The organism is Gilliamella sp. HK2, assembly GCF_001690265.1.
GTDB lineage: Bacteria > Pseudomonadota > Gammaproteobacteria > Enterobacterales > Orbaceae > Gilliamella > Gilliamella apicola_C.
On sequence record NZ_LZGV01000018.1, the window covers coordinates 60,181 to 76,091 of the forward strand.

A 15,911-nucleotide genomic window follows, 5' to 3' on the forward strand; every position below is an offset into this window, starting at 1 on the left:
TCACAGGTCCTTTATTCTAATGAAATTATGCGCAAAGAATTTTTGTATCTAAACTTTCGCTTTCGAGAAAGGTCATCATTCCAAGCATCAATACTTCTTCTGGTCTAGCTATTACCGGATTACGAGGGGCTTTCCATTCCTGCTTGCTTCCGTTGATACGAATACTTCTGAGAAAACAGTAAGCTGTGAGGACATAAAATCGATTGCGCATACTTTCACCAATCAGCGGAAGCATACCTGTTATACCTCCTATTTCTGGAATTTCATTGAGAATATTGCCATAATCCTGTTTCGCCAGTACAAACATGATAGCATCTGACATCGGTATCATTTTAACGGCATCTTCAACTTCGGTTGCCAGCTCATGCCAGAATGAAAAAGCAAAGCGAGAAAAGCCGAAAAGCGGGTCTATACCACTGACAGAAATATCAGGATCAATAAAGTTAATCAACGATAATTCTTCGTTATAGAGCACATTGCCAAAATGAAAATTGAAATGAGCTTTTTCAACAGAAAGGAAATCTTCACTGTCAGCTAAAGCTAATGCTTTTTCAAAAATATCCCTAGCTGTAATACCAAAACGTGCACCATTAAGCAGAACTTGTTTATTAAATAAATCATGCGCAAATCTTGTGGCCTCCCATTCTTCCAGTAACTTATCTTGCATATAGTTGGTCTGCGTGGTCTTATCTTCTGTTTCCAATCGAATTGCTCTTTGAATATTTTCCAAAGCATTTAACACAATTTTACGTCGAGTAGCTAAAGGTTTTTGCTCATCAAACACAATATTTGATAACGGGAGTGAATCTTTCTTTTCGAGAACATAGAATTGACGTCCATCTGCCAAACCCTCGTGTAAAACAGGAACCATAAGTTCAGGATAAAGTGCGTATAATTCACAAATTTGATCAACCTCAGACTTTATTTTGTTATTAAAAGAAGTTGACATAGCGGTCTTGACTACAAAGCCTGACTTTAAAAAATCAACGGTATGTGAGCGTGTCATTTTTCAATCTCCTTAAAAGTTGCAACTGGTCGTCCTTGGGCAATATTGCGAGCTACAGCGCGGACAACTGCTGTATAACCCACCGAATTATTAACAAATGACTGTATGATTATTTCACTAAGATTTTGCTTAGCTAAAAATGCAGGACGGAGAATTAGTAGATGATTAACATCAGAAAGAATAGTAGAACATCTACGCTCATAAGCATAAGCTCGCCCACCTAATGGCGAACGTGATGCCATCACAATATGAGGATAATACTTGCTTACATTTTCAATAGCTGCTTCTATCAATTTTATGGTTAACGTGCCTTTATCTTCTACGATAAAACGATTGATCTGATATCCTGGTGCATGAACCGGAGCCCTTAAAGATACAGTATTGACCAATGGAGCCCACGGCATGACTTTTTTTTGACTCATTGCAATTTGGGAAAAACTTGGTCTCAGATTATCACGAGCATCTTGCATACGACCCTCAAATGAACGTGTTCCGAGCACACCATTCGGGGTGTCTGGATGAACAATATCGGTTTCAATCGACACAATTTGAGAAGAATTGCCATTGACAGCCTTCAAAGCCTCTACCATTACACGCAATGAAGCATGCATGCCATTTGTTTGGCAGGAACCTAGACAGTATATGCCTGAACTGATAACATTACTCTGTATCGTACTAATATCATCATGTGTAAGGTCACTAAGACAGCCGTAGATACTTTTCAGGCTATTTGCTTCAGCAACTCCTAACACAACTTTGGCCAACTTCTGCATATTACGAGCAACCGGGCTGTTATTATCTATATCTTGTTTGTTGGTAGCGATAAATCCAATATCGAAATGACCTTCTATCGGAGGGCACACGTTAGCTAGATTATCAAAGAAAAAATTGATTTCACGATCATCAATTCTCAGCGTATTGTCATTAATAATGTTGATCCGTGACTGTATTCCCGGTTGTGCCATTGCCAAACGAGCCACAATGCCATCAATTGGACGGAGTTCTGGATAATGTTTATCAACAGCAGGCGGATTTGTTACCACGGTCTGCACAACAAAATTATCTTGTTGAGGATCGTTTTGAATCAGCAAGTTTGCACCAATCTCTGCACCGCAACCAACTAGTATTGCTTTTTTCACTTCAATCTCCTTTAATAGTATTAACTTATGTCAATGATCAAAAAATAGATTAGCCTAAGAAAAACATTTTCATAAAATCTATAACAAATATGTCGTTAAGTTTGGTATCTGAAGTCAGTATATCTGCCAGTTCATCAACACGATCACTTAGTGGACTATCGGAAAGGTTCTGATGGAATTTTGTGAGCAGAGCACCGTAACATTCTTCACGGCGGCGAATATGACCAAGTGGATATTCAATAAGTTCCGAAATCTCTTCCATCATTCCGCTGCATTTTATATAAAGCGCATTTGGGATCGCACGCCTGTCTGGGTCGTAGTAACTTTCGGTGAAAGAGGGGCACTCAGTACATGTGATTTTCTGGCGTAATGCTTCCACTTGAAGATCAGAAGCTAGAGGCTCTTGAAAATCCTTTATCGTCAGATTTCCGGTTTGTAACCCCACTGCAATCATATACTGGAGGCAGTGATCGCGATCGGCAGAATTATTGAGAACACCTGATTTATCAATAATTTTAATAGCTGGAAGAGTCGTTTCAACGCGTACATATTCGATAGTTTCTAAAGAATAACCAGCTGCAATCATTCTTTCTCGCAATTTAAGCGCCGCTTCCACCGCAGTCTGCGCATGATATTCAGCAGGATTGGGGACTTTGAACAGAATATTTTTGATGACGAAATCAGACAATTTGCGCGTTATGTTGAGCGATTGCCCATGCAGAACTGAGTCATTAAATCCCCAACGTTGAGCCGTTAAAGCTGTGGGATATCCCATTTCCTCAGTTTGAGCAAACAGGGCAAACTGCAAGCCGCGTGCAGTTGCATCTCCGGCCGCCCATGATTTTCGCGTACCTGCATTTGGTGCATGTCTGTAAGTTCTGAGTGCATGACCATCAATAATCACGTTGGATAGTGCGCTAAGAGCCTGATTTTTTGATAATCCCATGATTTGTGCAGCTGCAATAGCTGAAGCCATCTTGACTAACACAACATGGTCAATTCCTAATTCATTAAAACAGTTCGACAGACACAGTACGCCTTGGATTTCATATGCTCGAATCATCGTGTTCAAGACATCTGCCATTTTGACTTGAGTTTTATTTCTGTTAGAAAGGCTACTCCATGCCGCTGCCGCCAAAATAGCGCCTAAGTTATCGGACGGATGACCCCATTCTTGCGCTAACCATGTATCGTTGAACTCAAGCCACCGGATCATTGAACCAATCTGGAAAGCTGCTTCTATAGGTCCTAACCGTAGAGGTCTACCTATAACAGGAATGCCCTGACTGTTTTTGCTGAATTGCACACTATTCATCAATCTCAAACAATCGGCATCAGAAGAGGCAGCTATCGCACATCCTATCGAATCTAACAAACAAACAAAAACGTGCCATGCGGATCGCATCATTATCAAAAATTGTTTGCTCATAGGCATAATCAACCAGATCGTTCATTATTCTATCAAACTTATTGTGCGCCATATTTTATCCTATTAACGAGTAGAAAATTTCATAATTAGCTGTAATTAACACCAGATAACGTATAAAAGTCTATTCGGTTTATCATGCAACTATTTGATTGCGTAACTATTACGTTATAGAATAGACAAACGATATTGATGCCAAAATCATAATTCTCAGAATAATAAAAAACCAGTGAATAAAATCGTGATGTCCATCGAAAAGATTGATACCCTAATAATATTACGTTGAGACAAGCTCATGGAATAGAGTTGTTAGATATGAAGGTTTATTCTTAGCCTAGTACTATCTTTGCTGCGACTATCCGACAAATCTTCTTCTGACAACTAAAAATATTTTTGAAATATTTATTTAATGTTTAGAAGGAGAGTTAAAATGAAGCTAGATGAACTTCTTGCGTTTGTAACAGTCGTAGACACAGGGAATATTACCCAAGCCGCAGAACGCCTAAATCGAGTACAGTCAAGTATTTCTCATCGAATACGAAGTTTGGAGGAAAAGCTAGATGTTACACTATTAGATAGAAAAATCGAAGGATGTCTACCTACTACACAGGGTAAGATACTTTATGAATACGCACTTAAAATGCTGAACCTAGCGAATGATTGTAAAAACAACATTTCCTATTCCAAAGATAGTCAGTTGACCATAAGAATTGGAATAATCGAGTGCTTACCCCCATATATAATTAGTGCTTTGATTGATTTAGGTGATGAGTTGGGCTGGAATATCGATATTTCAATAGGCAACACGATCAGTTTGCTCAATGCTTTTGATAAAAACGAATTTGATGCAGTCATCATTGGAGCAGGGTTTTCTAACGAACGGCATACACGTTCCATATTACTCTCTAGCGAACTAGTTATTGTCACAGAAAAAAATCATTTACCAATCACAAATATATCTAGTCTAGACGGGGAAGTATTTTTGCTAAGTAGTAAAAAATGTGCCACATCAACTCGCAATTTCAGTGTACTGTTTAATGAAGGTAACATTACGCCTAAACGAGTGATTGAATGTGGATCTTATCCCGTTCTGTTTTCAAACATAGCAGCTGGCAAAGGGGTCTCGCTGGTCTTACGTTGCTCAATCAGTAATGAAATTAAGAACAAGATAAGAATTCATCAGTTAGCTAGAAAGTTTAATGATTTCAAAATTGAGCTTATCTACCGTGTGGATTGTCCCTATTTGGATACTGATAAATTCACTGATATGATGATATCAATATTCCAAGATCCTCGGTTGCGCGATATCGGTTATTAACTGACCTGTACGCATGATGCTAGCCCAGACTATGCTACTAAAATATTTTAACACACTAATCGTTTCACATTGCTCAGATATTAAAGGAATGGGAGAGTATCTTATTGACACAATCCCTTTCTCTCACAAATATTATTATCCAAATTCAGAATATAACATTTATTCCGTTTTCAAGAAGGTGCTCGTATACTGACTAAGGTTTTTTCTCGGAACTTTGCCAAAATTATTTTCATCAGAGGTACTTCAAAGTATTTGTATAAAAATGCGGCACAGGATATTGATAACGCTAATGCAACAAAAATAAGTTCTGTCCCTTCCACTAAATTAAACTTTCGTCCCGCCGTCAAATTCAAAAAATAAAACAATACTAAAAAATGAACCATATAGAATGCATAAGAAATTTCTCCTAACCAAACGGCGGTTTGAGAATTAAATACTGTTTTTTTGCATTTAAGATCATCACCAGCAAATGAAGTAATTAATAAGCAAACTGGAATGATAAAAACGACACTCATACTAAATTGATATGGAACAAACATTGATCCAATATATGCTAAGATTAATAACGTTAATGATGCTGTTTTTGTCAAAATAATTGCTCGCCCATTGATCAGCATTCGTGCAGCAAACATACCTGCGAGAAACTCAAAAATACGTGACGGCGGAAATATATACGAGACCCAAAAATGATTCTGCGAAATAGGGAAAGCTCCCATCATTTTATTTGGTTCAACCCATATATAAATGCATATTTGAACTAATAATGATGCTACGGTAACAATCAGCAGGCTAAATAAATCGTATTTTTCAGATATTACCTTCATAAGCTTATAAAGGAATGGGAAAAGCATATAAAACATCGCTTCGATGCAAAGAGACCAGCTAGGTCTGTTTCCAACAAAAAAGTAGTGGGCATCATTAAACCATGTATTTAACAGAAAAAGGTTTGTTATCCATAACTTGTACTGAGAAATACTTATTGCACCAATAATAAATGCAACTATTAATGTTAAGAAATGTGTTGGATAAATTTTAGCAAAACGCCTTGAGTAAAAATCACTGACGGTATCAACGTCTTTTGCTGACCATACCATGATAAATCCACTAAGAATAAAGAAATATGATACCCCCAACCAACCTGCTTTCCTACAATAACGGTATATATATGTTGGACTGTCGGATCGGCAAACGGAGCAAGGTCACTCGGCAACGATGCATGAAATAAAAAGACTAAAAAAGCAGCCCAAAATCTACTCCCTGTGATAGAAGGAAGTTTAGGTCGTATTGAGTTACTGCCTCCTATTGATTGTATACTAGACAAAGTATTTTCTTTACCGTACAGATCATAACTTCTTATTTTTTTGTTATTGCAGAACTCATTATACTCCTCCACAAATAGTATCTTTATATCGTTAAATTGTTCTGAGATAAAATTATGTTGAATCTTATAAAAATAAAAAATATTAATAGCTATCAAAATTATTAAAGATGATTTAAACAAACATTAATTAATCTGTAACTACAATTCCATATCCTCTTTTAAGCTTTTGAATATAACCAAAACCTTCACATCCAAAATGAATTCCAGCAACAAGAATGTGTTCAGAACTGACCATATCAAGGATACGAATACGGGTTTCCGCTGCCAATTTAGGATCATAGTCAAAAGCAATTGAGACATTTGGTTTTAAAAGCTGGATATGTGGAAAGTGGACGATATCACCCCAAATCAATAAATTACTATTTTCTCCCTCGACTTTATAACCAGTATGTCCTGGTGTATGCCCTTTCAATGGTAATGCATGTATACCAGCAAGTACCTCACCTTCATCAACTAACCGCAGATTTTCTTGATACTGTTTGAAAACGTTGCGAGCAAAAATAAAATTGCCTTTGACACGATCGCTGGACGATGAAAATTTTTTGTCATCTATTAGATAATTATACTCATCTTGACTAATTATTAATTCTGCATTTGGAAATACTGCCTCTCCGTAGGAATCGATCAAGCCGCCTATATGATCAGGATGAGCATGTGTGAGTAATACTGCATCAATATCACTTGGTTTCACCGCAAGTTTAGCCAAATTATTTACTATCCTTCCTCCCCATCCTTTAAAACCACCCGCCCCACTATCAATTAAGATATTTTTGCCTTTGCGTTGAACTAAAAAGGCGTTTATATGTACTGAATTAGGTTCATCTTGGCAGGCTTTTTGTTGAATGGAACAACACTCTGCCTCACTAATATTCGCCAGCATTCCAAAATTAACTTTTAAGTAGCCATCACTTACAGCTGTTACTAGTACCTCTCCGAGGTCCTTCATTGGCAATTTATCGTGCATACAGTTACCTTTTAATTTTTTGCGAAAATATTACTGGAATCATAAAGAAAGCAACGAATTCTCGCAATTACGCCGAACTTTTCTCTAATTAACAAATCAACCTGACGTGAGAATTCATTCATGACTGGCTCACTACGAAAAACCTCTTGTCTAAGTTTAGCCTCAAAGTATACTGGTTCCCCATAACCTACCTCCGCAATCAGATAAGCTATATGGATATTATTATCTTTAGCTTTCAGAATCTCTTTGGTAAGTTTGGTCAAAGAAGTAGAAAAATCAGCAAAATCACAAGTTTCTAGGTGATGATCTGATGTTGTATAAATAGTAATACTGGGCATCGAATAACTTCTCCTATATGTAAGTATTTTAGTAATTGTGTGGCTATATTATCCTTGATGTTACTAAACGCATGCTTTTAATAACTTCTGGGTTAGATACCATTCCGAATTCGGCATCACCACTTCGTAGTTGATCAACTAATTCCATACCATTTATCACTTTGCCAAATACAGTATGATTTTGATCTAAAAATCGGGTCCGGGCCAAGGTGATAAAAAACTGATGGCTGGCACTGTGAGGATTTCGTGATCTCGCCATGCCGAGAGTTCCTCTTTCAAACGGAATTGGATTAATTTCTGCTGCCAGTTTAGTTAATATGCTTGGATCGAGAGATGTATTTTTAAGCGGTTCACCAGTTTGTGCCATAAACCCATCAATTACACGAGCAAATGGCATACCATCATAAAATTTCGATTGTACAAGTGCTTTAATTCTTGCCACATGGTTAGGTGCGAAGTCAGGAAATAATTGCATCGTTACGATGCCATTATTTAGTTTCATTTCAATGACATCACCTTTAGAATATAACCATTTTAACGCAGAGGGAACTACAAGACTCCCTGCACAAAAACCCAAACAGCCACCAATAAACAACCGACGATTCATATCATTAACTCCTTTATTGCAACAAGAATTATCTCCTGTCGCCATATTTATTCATTAACTACATTCATGGGTACTTTATCTATACATATTGTCTCTAATGTGGATGAGCACTATCAACAAACATAATGATTTCCTGAGTAAGTTCATCAGGTTTTTCAAAATTAGGTAAATGTGAAGCACCGGGTATCACATGTAATTCAGCATTACGTTTTTGTGCCAAGCGTTGCGCATAATCTTGTGGAGTTAGTTTATCTTCGGCTCCTCTAACCACCACAGCTCTTACGTTAGGAATATGCATATTGGTCAGATCGGTATCGGCAATAGCTAATGAACACCCTGCAAAAGCTTCTACCGTCGTTCTCCGCAACATTTGTCTCAGACCATCAGCCTCGGGGGAGTCGATAAATTGCGGCGTTACCCAATTACTAATGATTCCTATTTCAAGATGCTCAAGTCCATGCTGAAAAACATCTTCAGCCCTTGCTCGCCACAGAGATGGTGGAGCTGCATTCACCAAAGAAGTATCGATAATCACCATGCCCTGTACTCGTTTAGGTAATTTGAAACCAATCCATTGAGCTATCGTGCCGCCAATTGAAACTCCAACCACATAAAACTTATTAATTTTCAGATTATTTATTACGGCGATAACATCATTAGCAAGATCTTCTATTGAAAAAGGTAAAGCATCAACCGCACTTAGCCCATGCCCCCTTATATCCAACCTGACTACCCGATAACGTTCGGTTAATCGTGGCATTTGCAAATCCCATAGGTGCAAATCCGTTCCCAGAGAGTGCAGAAGAATCAGTGTTGTTGCATTTTCAGGGCCCTGTACATCGACATGCTGAGTTAATTTCAGTGGTCTAATAAACATTTATATCTCCATATGATTATTTTTACTTATACCATGCGATTCCATATTGCTACATTCAGACTAAGGTGAACTAATTCATTTCTGGAACCTCTATTTCAAGTTATTACATAGAAGAACTTTTCAATGAAAATATGATGTTATTTTCGCAATAACTTCAGATTAATATCCTTTATGTTTCTCATATTGATAATATTATTAGAATAATTTCTTTTGTTGCGCTAATGGATAATTTCGATATCCGTATCGAAATGGTTGATGAGCGAAAAAGAATTCATGAATTACAGTGATACTGTCAAATTAATTTTTTCTGACTGTTTTAATAAACAATTTAGCCACTTTACTGTACCTTTTTTGTTGTATTAACAAATAAGGTACAGATAGTTTAAGAGACTCTAACGGTGTTGATATTACTGTTTCATGCTGGTGTACGCTTGAATTCATTGGGGGATGGAAGCATGATACATTACACTCACAAGGAAAAGAGATGGGAAAGAAAAATGGTATGAAGAATATTCTATCCGTATTGTAAAGTTGAATATGAAAATTTCTTTTATTCGAAAAAACTATATAGTTGGGCTGTTTAAAATAATTTTCAAATAAGGATTATTATAAACAATATCAGGAATAAGTATTGTCGGATCATCAAATAAATACCCATGCACTTTTTTGGTACTTTTGGGGCCTTCAACCGCACACGTCCAGATACTATAGCCATCTTCTAATCGTTTGTGGTATTTAAGCTTTTCAAAGGCTTTTTGCATATATCGCCATGCGGGAATTTTTTCGACTTTGGCGATCTGTTGCACCTGTGGAAATTCCATCACATAACGCATAAATATACCTGGTGTAATGATAAACAAGGTATCATCCACGGTATGAATTAAAGCTTGTGGTTCATTGATAATGAGTTTTTGCATTAAGATAGCGTCTTTTAACCACTGAATAAAATGTTCGCCCGATGGGATTATTTCATCAATTTGTTGCATTATTTGCTTTTCCGTATCGGTAAATTCAATCAACGTACTCTTTTGCTCAGTAGGCTCTTGTAATATTGATGAATAAGTATTAAAAAGATTAGTTGGATGACTATCAATGTTTAAGTTGGACTCAGTTGAGTTGATTTCAGTGACAGACAATTGACTGGCTATCTCCTCTAACACTGGTTGCTCATCCTCGTCATTCAGTTCAAGTAAATTGAATACCGCTTCTAAACTATCGGCAGGCAGTGAATCGTTAGGTGTTACGACTGGTTCAACTTTATGGTTTGTGTCGGATACATTCTGTTCTGTAAATGGGGATGGCATTTTTTGTGTCGCGTTATCATCAGATTGTTGCTCAGCATGACAGTCATCTTTTGACAGATTGATAACAACGGTTCCTTCAAAAACAGGTGGCTTTTCATCTAACCAAATCAGTGAAGGCATCACTTTTAAAAAAGTAAAGGGTTGCGACCAACCATTGCTGTGACTGGTGACGGTGGCATTCCAAATGGCTTTATCTTCATTTGTACTTAGAATAATATGGTGTTCTTGAAGTGCGGTGAAGAGTATCGAATTTTTGGAAGGAATCCCTTCAATACCTTGTGATAATAAGTAAGCCCTGAGTTTATCAGACACGGTTTTACTGACTAACCATAACCCGTCTTCGGTAAGCCAACCATCACTCGGCCCATTGTTGTTAAGTTTAAGTTCTTCTTTGACCAGGTAACGTAGCCCATCAAGCAGTTTTCGTTGCAGTGAATGTTTAGGTGAGTTCATCACTTGGTTGGTATTCCCACCTAGTGACTGTGCAACGGAGGCTTGGTCTGCTTTGGTGACAAGTTCACCTAATACGCCTGCTTGTTCCATTTGCCCTGCAATAAAGTAGGTGAACAGTGACCATAACTCATGACTTTCAGCTAACCAATCAAGTAACTTCGTATCGATTATTTGCCGATATAACAGTCCAATACTAACACTGTGCAAACGATACTCACGATTTTTTTGGTATTGAAATCGATACGGGGCTTTTAAAGGACCATGCCACGGATGCCAGATTGAACCATCTTGGTATTCTACATGGATATCAACGGCGATCTTGCCAATATCATGAAGCAGCGCCGCATAAGCGATACCGGCTGTCCAACAATCTTCTACGGCACTGCGCTCTTCAGGTGATGAGCCAATAGGTAATAAATAGGATTGGCGAAATTTTAATGCATAAGCCATGATTTCAAGCCCATGTTCAAGCATTCCACCTAAATAGGCATGATGGTGACTTTCTGAAGCAGGAAACTGTTGAACGAGTTCGGCATAGCGTTCAATGGGGTTAAGATAGAGTTGTTTAAATTGTAAATCAGAAAGTGACGTGCGCTGCCAAATTGCTTTTAATAATTGGTCGCAGCGCACGTTGGATAATAGGTTTTCTGCTGTTTGTGGAATAATAAACTCATCATTGACAATAGGCGCTGTGATAGTGGGAGTGTTATCGTGCGTTCCAATCGTTTTTTTCCCCTTAAACAGCCATGACCACATTGCTCTTTTCCTTTTCCTTTTTACTTTTTTTAACCTTTTCACAGGTAGAGGCCATTACGTCAGTAATGGCACTCTTACCCTTAACTACCTATTAATACCCTTTATCGCTTAAAATCTTTTTCCCTTTTCCTTTTAAAACCACGTAAATTATTTAGAAACGCACAAATTCATTTCTTGAAACGCAGGCACAGGTGAAGAAATAGAGCCGATAACATTGTGGGTATCGTAATAATGTCCACCGCTATTTGGTCGCAAGGTACTTGACCAAATATAATGACTGGTCATGAGACCATAACTGACAAGCGATCCCCATTCAGGTAATAACCCTTGTCCAATAGCTCTAGTATAGTTTCTAACCCCGGCTTGACCCGATACATCCTGGCTCGCATTGGACAGTTGTGTTATTGCAGGTAATTGATAACGTTGATTACCCCCAAGCCCATTGCACCAGTTATTGGCATTACCCCACGTCAGTAATTGATCGTTGTTATAAATAAACCAATGGTTGATTTTAAAGCGGTAAGTTAGGGCTGGGCCAATCAGAATATTAAATACATTGGCAGTAAACGGTTTGGGATTATTCGCCGTTGGGCCACTGAGTTTAACATGGAGCGTTTGACTATCCATCGGACTTAATTGCAGACTAACATTGGCTAAATGAGAATAAATCGTGTTAATGTCTTGCGTTAACACATCCACACCGAGTACTTTAATATCAAAATTCAGTCCATCCATCCCCGTTGTTGGGAAAGGGGTTTTACTTGCATCGTAAATAAACCCTTGCAGTGGATTCCAAATAGTCGTCACGCCCGCATAGTTACCACTGCCATAAGTCAGACTCGGTTTTAGATAACAAAGCGTGGGTTTTAAAGGGATAAGATACTGTTGACTAACATTGTAAGCGGTTGTATTAGGAACACCATAGCGAGTTGTTAAATTAAGCGCTGCATTAAGATGCAAGGTAAAGGGGGCTTTATCGACCAGCTCACAAAAGGTATGACTCACATCGATTATCTCATTATTTTTATCTCGAAGCGTCAATGACGCACTGTTCAATGTAACCGTAAATACACCATCACCATCCACATCAAGCGCATCCCCCTCATTTATTACCATCGGAGCTATCGTGACGTGTTGGATAAAATCTTGAATTGTCGAGAGCGGATCAACCGCAGGGAAAGATTGCATTGTACTATTATCGTAAGTCTTCCCCTGATAATTGAACGTTAATAAGCTAAACTGTTGTTGTGCTATTTCTTGTTCAAGCTGAGGATTAAATGTTGGAGCGCTGCCGATAATAAAATGGCTTGTGACCGCAGATACGGCGGCATGGCTGTTAGCCATAAACCACAGTAGTACGTAACATAACAAGAAAAATTTTAGGGTTGCTTGCCGAACGAGACAATAGCGTTTGGTCTGTGTGTTACTGATCATCTTAATTTGTCCTCATCGTTTTCTCGGTTTTCATCTTTATAGGTAGTAGACTCTTTTAACAAAAAATAAAGTCTTATAAAAATCGTTTATATAGATCAATAAAACCCCATTGATCGCCGATAACGATCAATCTAATTTCTTATCGGTTTAATGTTGTTTTTTGTTGATAAAACCCGCTACTCATGTTATTTTTTGACCATCAGCCCAATACCGCAAGGTGACTACTGTGAAAACCAACACTAACCACAAAGCCCCACAAGGCGTTCTAGGACGTTTAAGGCAGTCTGTTGGCTGGATTTTACGTAAAGAGTGCCAATTCCTGATTCGCAAAGGATTATCAGCTTCTTTTGCTAAAAAACTCACTGTAGTGATTAATCTGTTCATTCTTATTTCCTTACTGTTTATCTTGTTCCCAATGTGGATGGCTTTTGTTACCTTAATCTGTGGTACTTTGTTATTAGCTGGGATAGACATTGACATAAAGCCACCTAAAACACCTGAATTACGCAATGGGTGGGATGGTTTTGGATACTATAATGAACACGATTTTCGCCTTGATGGTAGCGCAGATGATGAAGAATAATTTTACTCATCATTATTTTGATTTACCTTTGGTAGCAACCATCTTTCCTATTTTTATCAAAGTTCCAGCTCCTTGACCGCCCGCTGCACTTGCTGCACTACTTCCATTCGTTAACATTTGTACAAAATTTCCTGCACGTACACCAACCCAACTTAAAGATGCCACCCAGAATCCGGGTAATACCAAAAACATCGCCCCCATCACGAAATTCAAGAGCATATCGCCCATGCTATTATCGATACCTAAAAACGGATTCCAGTTGCTATGAGGTGAGTCCCAACTATAGAGAGCATCCAAAATCGTACTGTCAATCCAACGGGCCAGTTGAAACCAAAAATCCACAAAAAATAACGCGAACTCAACACAGCTTATTGTTACTACGGTTTTTAAGTCATACAGGCCAATGAGTAGTACGAGTGGAATACAAATCACCAATGCCATTTTTAAAAAAGACAGCACCAGTGGTAAGGCTTGCCGTAATACATCCATTGACGGAAAATAAGACAATGACTCAACCGCAAGCCCAATATCACCCAGCGCACCGACCACTCGATTATCCATGTTGCCACCTACCACGCCACCATAATCGGTGTAGACGGAGCCTTGGTTCATGGTTTGTTGTCTTGGTGAGGCAATCGCTCTGACAACTTCATCGGTCACTTCATCACGGCTTTTTAAATGCAACCAACGAGCAAAACGTGACAGTAAATCGGGTTCGACTTGTTTGATAATCTTTGCACGTAATCCTTTACTGCTATCTGACCACCACGTTGTGCAACTTGGATAACCACCACCGTCATTGGTTTGAGCAAGTCCTGCATCACGAGTTGCGTTATATGGCCAAGCGGTTCTTGGTGTATGGGAGCGGTAAGTGTCATAAAAGCCTGCATTATCTAAAAAGTAGTGTGAACCTATCCAGTTCACATCACTCATTTGTTTATCCGTGAGGATGGGTCTATTCATAAAGAGTTTAGCCCGTGCCGGTCCATAGCAATCATGGGTAAAATCAGCGATTTCTTGAGCAAGCAGTGGATCATTGATACGGGTATTATCAATGTCGATACGCATTTGCCGTAAATCAATACCACACGGGATGGAGGCGACCGCACTACTGGTAATGCCCTTGGAAACGGAATGAATTAAAAACCACCATAGCGGTACTTTAGCGGTTTGATTATTCAGTGAAGTAAACGCATTGCTCCAATTGGTCTCTTCAGGCTTGGCAACTAGTACTTGGCATTGCTCGGAGCGGCTACTGTCGTATTTGATACTGGCTAGGTTAATATCAATAAAAGGCACACCGGCAAATAAAATCACCACTATCGCCACCCAAATACGGTTTTCAACGCGGATAGCTGATAGTGCCCCTTTGTTACCTTCATCAGCACCTTCAGCTCTGGCTTTAAGCCATTCTTGTAAAATAATACTGATAAAGGGTAAAACAAAGAGCCCTGAAGCTTCCAGTACTTGCCAAATGCCATTGCTGACAATCCAACCAACCAGGGTTAAGTAGTATTCAAGATAATCGGAGGTATAAAGTGTCATCACGCGTTACTATCTCCCGATCCCATTGCTCAGCTCTAATACAATGAAAGCAATCACGGTTGCGACTTCAATACGTAGAAAGCGCTGTTTAAGTGCGATATGGCTTTGTGGATAGTGGCGTAACTCACGGGCAGTCAAACGCCTTTTAGCCCACAACCAGCCCATAATCACTAGCGTGTATAAAACGATTCGCCAAATTAAGAAATAATATGAGTGATGTGCTAGCCAATTACGCCAGTTGTCCATTGTGCCGGTTATTTGAATACCTACTACATTAATCATCATTGCAACGCCCATCAATCCAATTAAACTGAGTAAGAACAGAGCCACACTACGATTGAAGAGCCAGTGTAGTTTTAGTTTTTTGTACATGGAGAATGTAAATCCCCCAAACTTAGTACACAACTCACGAAGAAAATCATGCTGCTTGTTTTAGTGTTTTATACTCAATCGGTGTCACGTTATTTAGTGCCTCATGCGGTCTTTCGGTGTTATAAATGGTTAGCCATTCTTCGGTTACCTTTCTTGCTTGTTCTAGATTATTAAATAGATATAAATCGAGCACTTCAGTGCGATAGGTACGATTAAATCGTTTAATATAGCCATTTTGATACGGGCTACCGGGCTGGATATAATCAATGGTTATACCATGTAATTTAGCCCAGTTTATAAAGGTTTTTCCTGTAAATTCTGGCCCATTATCGACCCGTATTTTTAATGGATACCCATGATATTCGGCCAGTTTATCTAAGTAACGGGTAATCCTTACGCCTCACGATT

At 38.6% G+C, this 15,911-nt stretch carries 16 protein-coding genes; 2 read left to right on the plus strand and 14 right to left on the minus strand.

All coding sequences use genetic code 11. The features are described from left to right. Positions 1-25 precede the first annotated feature (25 nt). Genes A9G45_RS01890 through prpD form a run of 3 tightly spaced genes read right to left on the minus strand, consistent with a single transcriptional unit; the run spans position 26 to position 3,574 of the window. Positions 26-1,006, minus strand: coding sequence for a hypothetical protein (locus A9G45_RS01890; RefSeq protein WP_065567089.1), 981 nt, complete (start codon positions 1,004-1,006; stop codon positions 26-28). Then, complete coding sequence (locus A9G45_RS01895) at positions 1,003-2,145, minus strand: hypothetical protein (protein ID WP_065567088.1); 1,143 nt, start codon at positions 2,143-2,145, stop codon at positions 1,003-1,005. Before A9G45_RS01895 ends, A9G45_RS01890 begins: the two co-directional genes overlap by 4 nt. A gap of 49 nt (positions 2,146-2,194) precedes the next feature. Further along, positions 2,195-3,574: a 2-methylcitrate dehydratase gene (prpD, locus tag A9G45_RS01900; protein ID WP_218056994.1), complete on the minus strand. Its 1,380-nt coding sequence runs from the start codon at positions 3,572-3,574 to the stop codon at positions 2,195-2,197. 427 nt (positions 3,575-4,001) lie between these two features. On the opposite strand from prpD, the gene A9G45_RS01905 reads away from it, so the two are divergent. Beyond that, a complete protein-coding gene (locus A9G45_RS01905; protein WP_065567087.1) occupies positions 4,002-4,889 on the plus strand; it encodes a LysR family transcriptional regulator in 888 nt (295 codons plus the stop codon). A gap of 170 nt (positions 4,890-5,059) precedes the next feature. Here the strand turns inward: A9G45_RS01905 and A9G45_RS01910 are convergent, their stop codons facing one another. The 8 genes from A9G45_RS01910 to A9G45_RS01940 all read right to left on the minus strand — a co-directional run bounded on the left by A9G45_RS01910 (position 5,060) and on the right by A9G45_RS01940 (position 13,003). Next, positions 5,060-5,983, minus strand: a complete 924-nt coding sequence (locus tag A9G45_RS01910) for an acyltransferase family protein (protein WP_218056995.1) — start codon at positions 5,981-5,983, stop codon at positions 5,060-5,062. Beyond that, the gene (locus A9G45_RS14550) at positions 5,899-6,210 is read right to left on the minus strand and encodes a hypothetical protein (RefSeq protein ID WP_218056996.1); all 312 of its coding nucleotides are present in this window, start codon (positions 6,208-6,210) and stop codon (positions 5,899-5,901) included. Before A9G45_RS14550 ends, A9G45_RS01910 begins: the two co-directional genes overlap by 85 nt. Before the next feature lie 187 nt (positions 6,211-6,397). Next, complete coding sequence (locus tag A9G45_RS01915; protein WP_065567086.1) at positions 6,398-7,234, minus strand: MBL fold metallo-hydrolase; 837 nt, start codon at positions 7,232-7,234, stop codon at positions 6,398-6,400. An 11-nt stretch (positions 7,235-7,245) separates the two neighbouring features. Next, positions 7,246-7,572, minus strand: coding sequence for a hypothetical protein (locus A9G45_RS01920; protein ID WP_065567085.1), 327 nt, complete (start codon positions 7,570-7,572; stop codon positions 7,246-7,248). A 43-nt stretch (positions 7,573-7,615) separates the two neighbouring features. Then, positions 7,616-8,179 carry a peptidylprolyl isomerase gene (locus A9G45_RS01925; RefSeq protein WP_065567084.1) on the minus strand — a complete coding sequence of 188 codons (564 nt, stop codon included), beginning with the start codon at positions 8,177-8,179 and terminating at the stop codon, positions 7,616-7,618. Positions 8,180-8,273: 94 nt separating this feature from the next. Further along, on the minus strand, positions 8,274-9,056 hold the full coding sequence (locus tag A9G45_RS01930; protein ID WP_065567083.1) for an alpha/beta fold hydrolase: 783 nt from the start codon (positions 9,054-9,056) through the stop codon (positions 8,274-8,276). Between the two features lie 563 nt (positions 9,057-9,619). Beyond that, the gene (mobH, locus tag A9G45_RS01935) at positions 9,620-11,569 is read right to left on the minus strand and encodes a MobH family relaxase (RefSeq protein ID WP_081297779.1); all 1,950 of its coding nucleotides are present in this window, start codon (positions 11,567-11,569) and stop codon (positions 9,620-9,622) included. A gap of 147 nt (positions 11,570-11,716) precedes the next feature. Next, the gene (locus A9G45_RS01940) at positions 11,717-13,003 is read right to left on the minus strand and encodes a hypothetical protein (protein ID WP_141673568.1); all 1,287 of its coding nucleotides are present in this window, start codon (positions 13,001-13,003) and stop codon (positions 11,717-11,719) included. 226 nt (positions 13,004-13,229) lie between these two features. Here A9G45_RS01940 and A9G45_RS01945 point away from each other — a divergent pair, with 226 nt between their 5' ends. Further along, complete coding sequence (locus tag A9G45_RS01945) at positions 13,230-13,586, plus strand: DUF3742 family protein (protein ID WP_065567081.1); 357 nt, start codon at positions 13,230-13,232, stop codon at positions 13,584-13,586. Positions 13,587-13,598: 12 nt separating this feature from the next. Here A9G45_RS01945 and A9G45_RS01950 read toward each other — a convergent pair whose 3' ends face one another. From A9G45_RS01950 to A9G45_RS14815, 3 genes are all read right to left on the minus strand, one after another. Next, complete coding sequence (locus tag A9G45_RS01950; RefSeq protein ID WP_065567080.1) at positions 13,599-15,131, minus strand: conjugal transfer protein TraG N-terminal domain-containing protein; 1,533 nt, start codon at positions 15,129-15,131, stop codon at positions 13,599-13,601. 9 nt (positions 15,132-15,140) lie between these two features. Beyond that, positions 15,141-15,416: a hypothetical protein gene (locus tag A9G45_RS01955; RefSeq protein ID WP_141673569.1), complete on the minus strand. Its 276-nt coding sequence runs from the start codon at positions 15,414-15,416 to the stop codon at positions 15,141-15,143. 133 nt (positions 15,417-15,549) lie between these two features. Next, entirely contained in the window at positions 15,550-15,894 is a 345-nt protein-coding gene (locus A9G45_RS14815; protein WP_081297782.1) for an integrase core domain-containing protein, read from the minus strand. Positions 15,895-15,911 lie beyond the last annotated feature (17 nt).

Bases quoted from the DNA above. Each gene is read 5' to 3' on its own strand.
- mobH (WP_081297779.1), bottom strand. From the start codon at position 11,569: ATGTGGTCATGGCTGTTTAAGGGGAAAAAAACGATTGGAACGCACGAT.
- A9G45_RS01930 (WP_065567083.1), bottom strand. From the start codon at position 9,056: ATGTTTATTAGACCACTGAAATTAACTCAGCATGTCGATGTACAGGGC.
- A9G45_RS01925 (WP_065567084.1), bottom strand. From the start codon at position 8,179: ATGAATCGTCGGTTGTTTATTGGTGGCTGTTTGGGTTTTTGTGCAGGG.
- prpD (WP_218056994.1), bottom strand. From the start codon at position 3,574: ATGAGCAAACAATTTTTGATAATGATGCGATCCGCATGGCACGTTTTT.
- A9G45_RS01955 (WP_141673569.1), bottom strand. From the start codon at position 15,416: ATGATGATTAATGTAGTAGGTATTCAAATAACCGGCACAATGGACAAC.
- A9G45_RS01905 (WP_065567087.1), top strand. From the start codon at position 4,002: ATGAAGCTAGATGAACTTCTTGCGTTTGTAACAGTCGTAGACACAGGG.
- A9G45_RS01920 (WP_065567085.1), bottom strand. From the start codon at position 7,572: ATGCCCAGTATTACTATTTATACAACATCAGATCATCACCTAGAAACT.
- A9G45_RS01915 (WP_065567086.1), bottom strand. From the start codon at position 7,234: ATGCACGATAAATTGCCAATGAAGGACCTCGGAGAGGTACTAGTAACA.
- A9G45_RS01890 (WP_065567089.1), bottom strand. From the start codon at position 1,006: ATGACACGCTCACATACCGTTGATTTTTTAAAGTCAGGCTTTGTAGTC.
- A9G45_RS01940 (WP_141673568.1), bottom strand. From the start codon at position 13,003: ATGATCAGTAACACACAGACCAAACGCTATTGTCTCGTTCGGCAAGCA.
- A9G45_RS01910 (WP_218056995.1), bottom strand. From the start codon at position 5,983: ATGGTATGGTCAGCAAAAGACGTTGATACCGTCAGTGATTTTTACTCA.
- A9G45_RS01950 (WP_065567080.1), bottom strand. From the start codon at position 15,131: ATGACACTTTATACCTCCGATTATCTTGAATACTACTTAACCCTGGTT.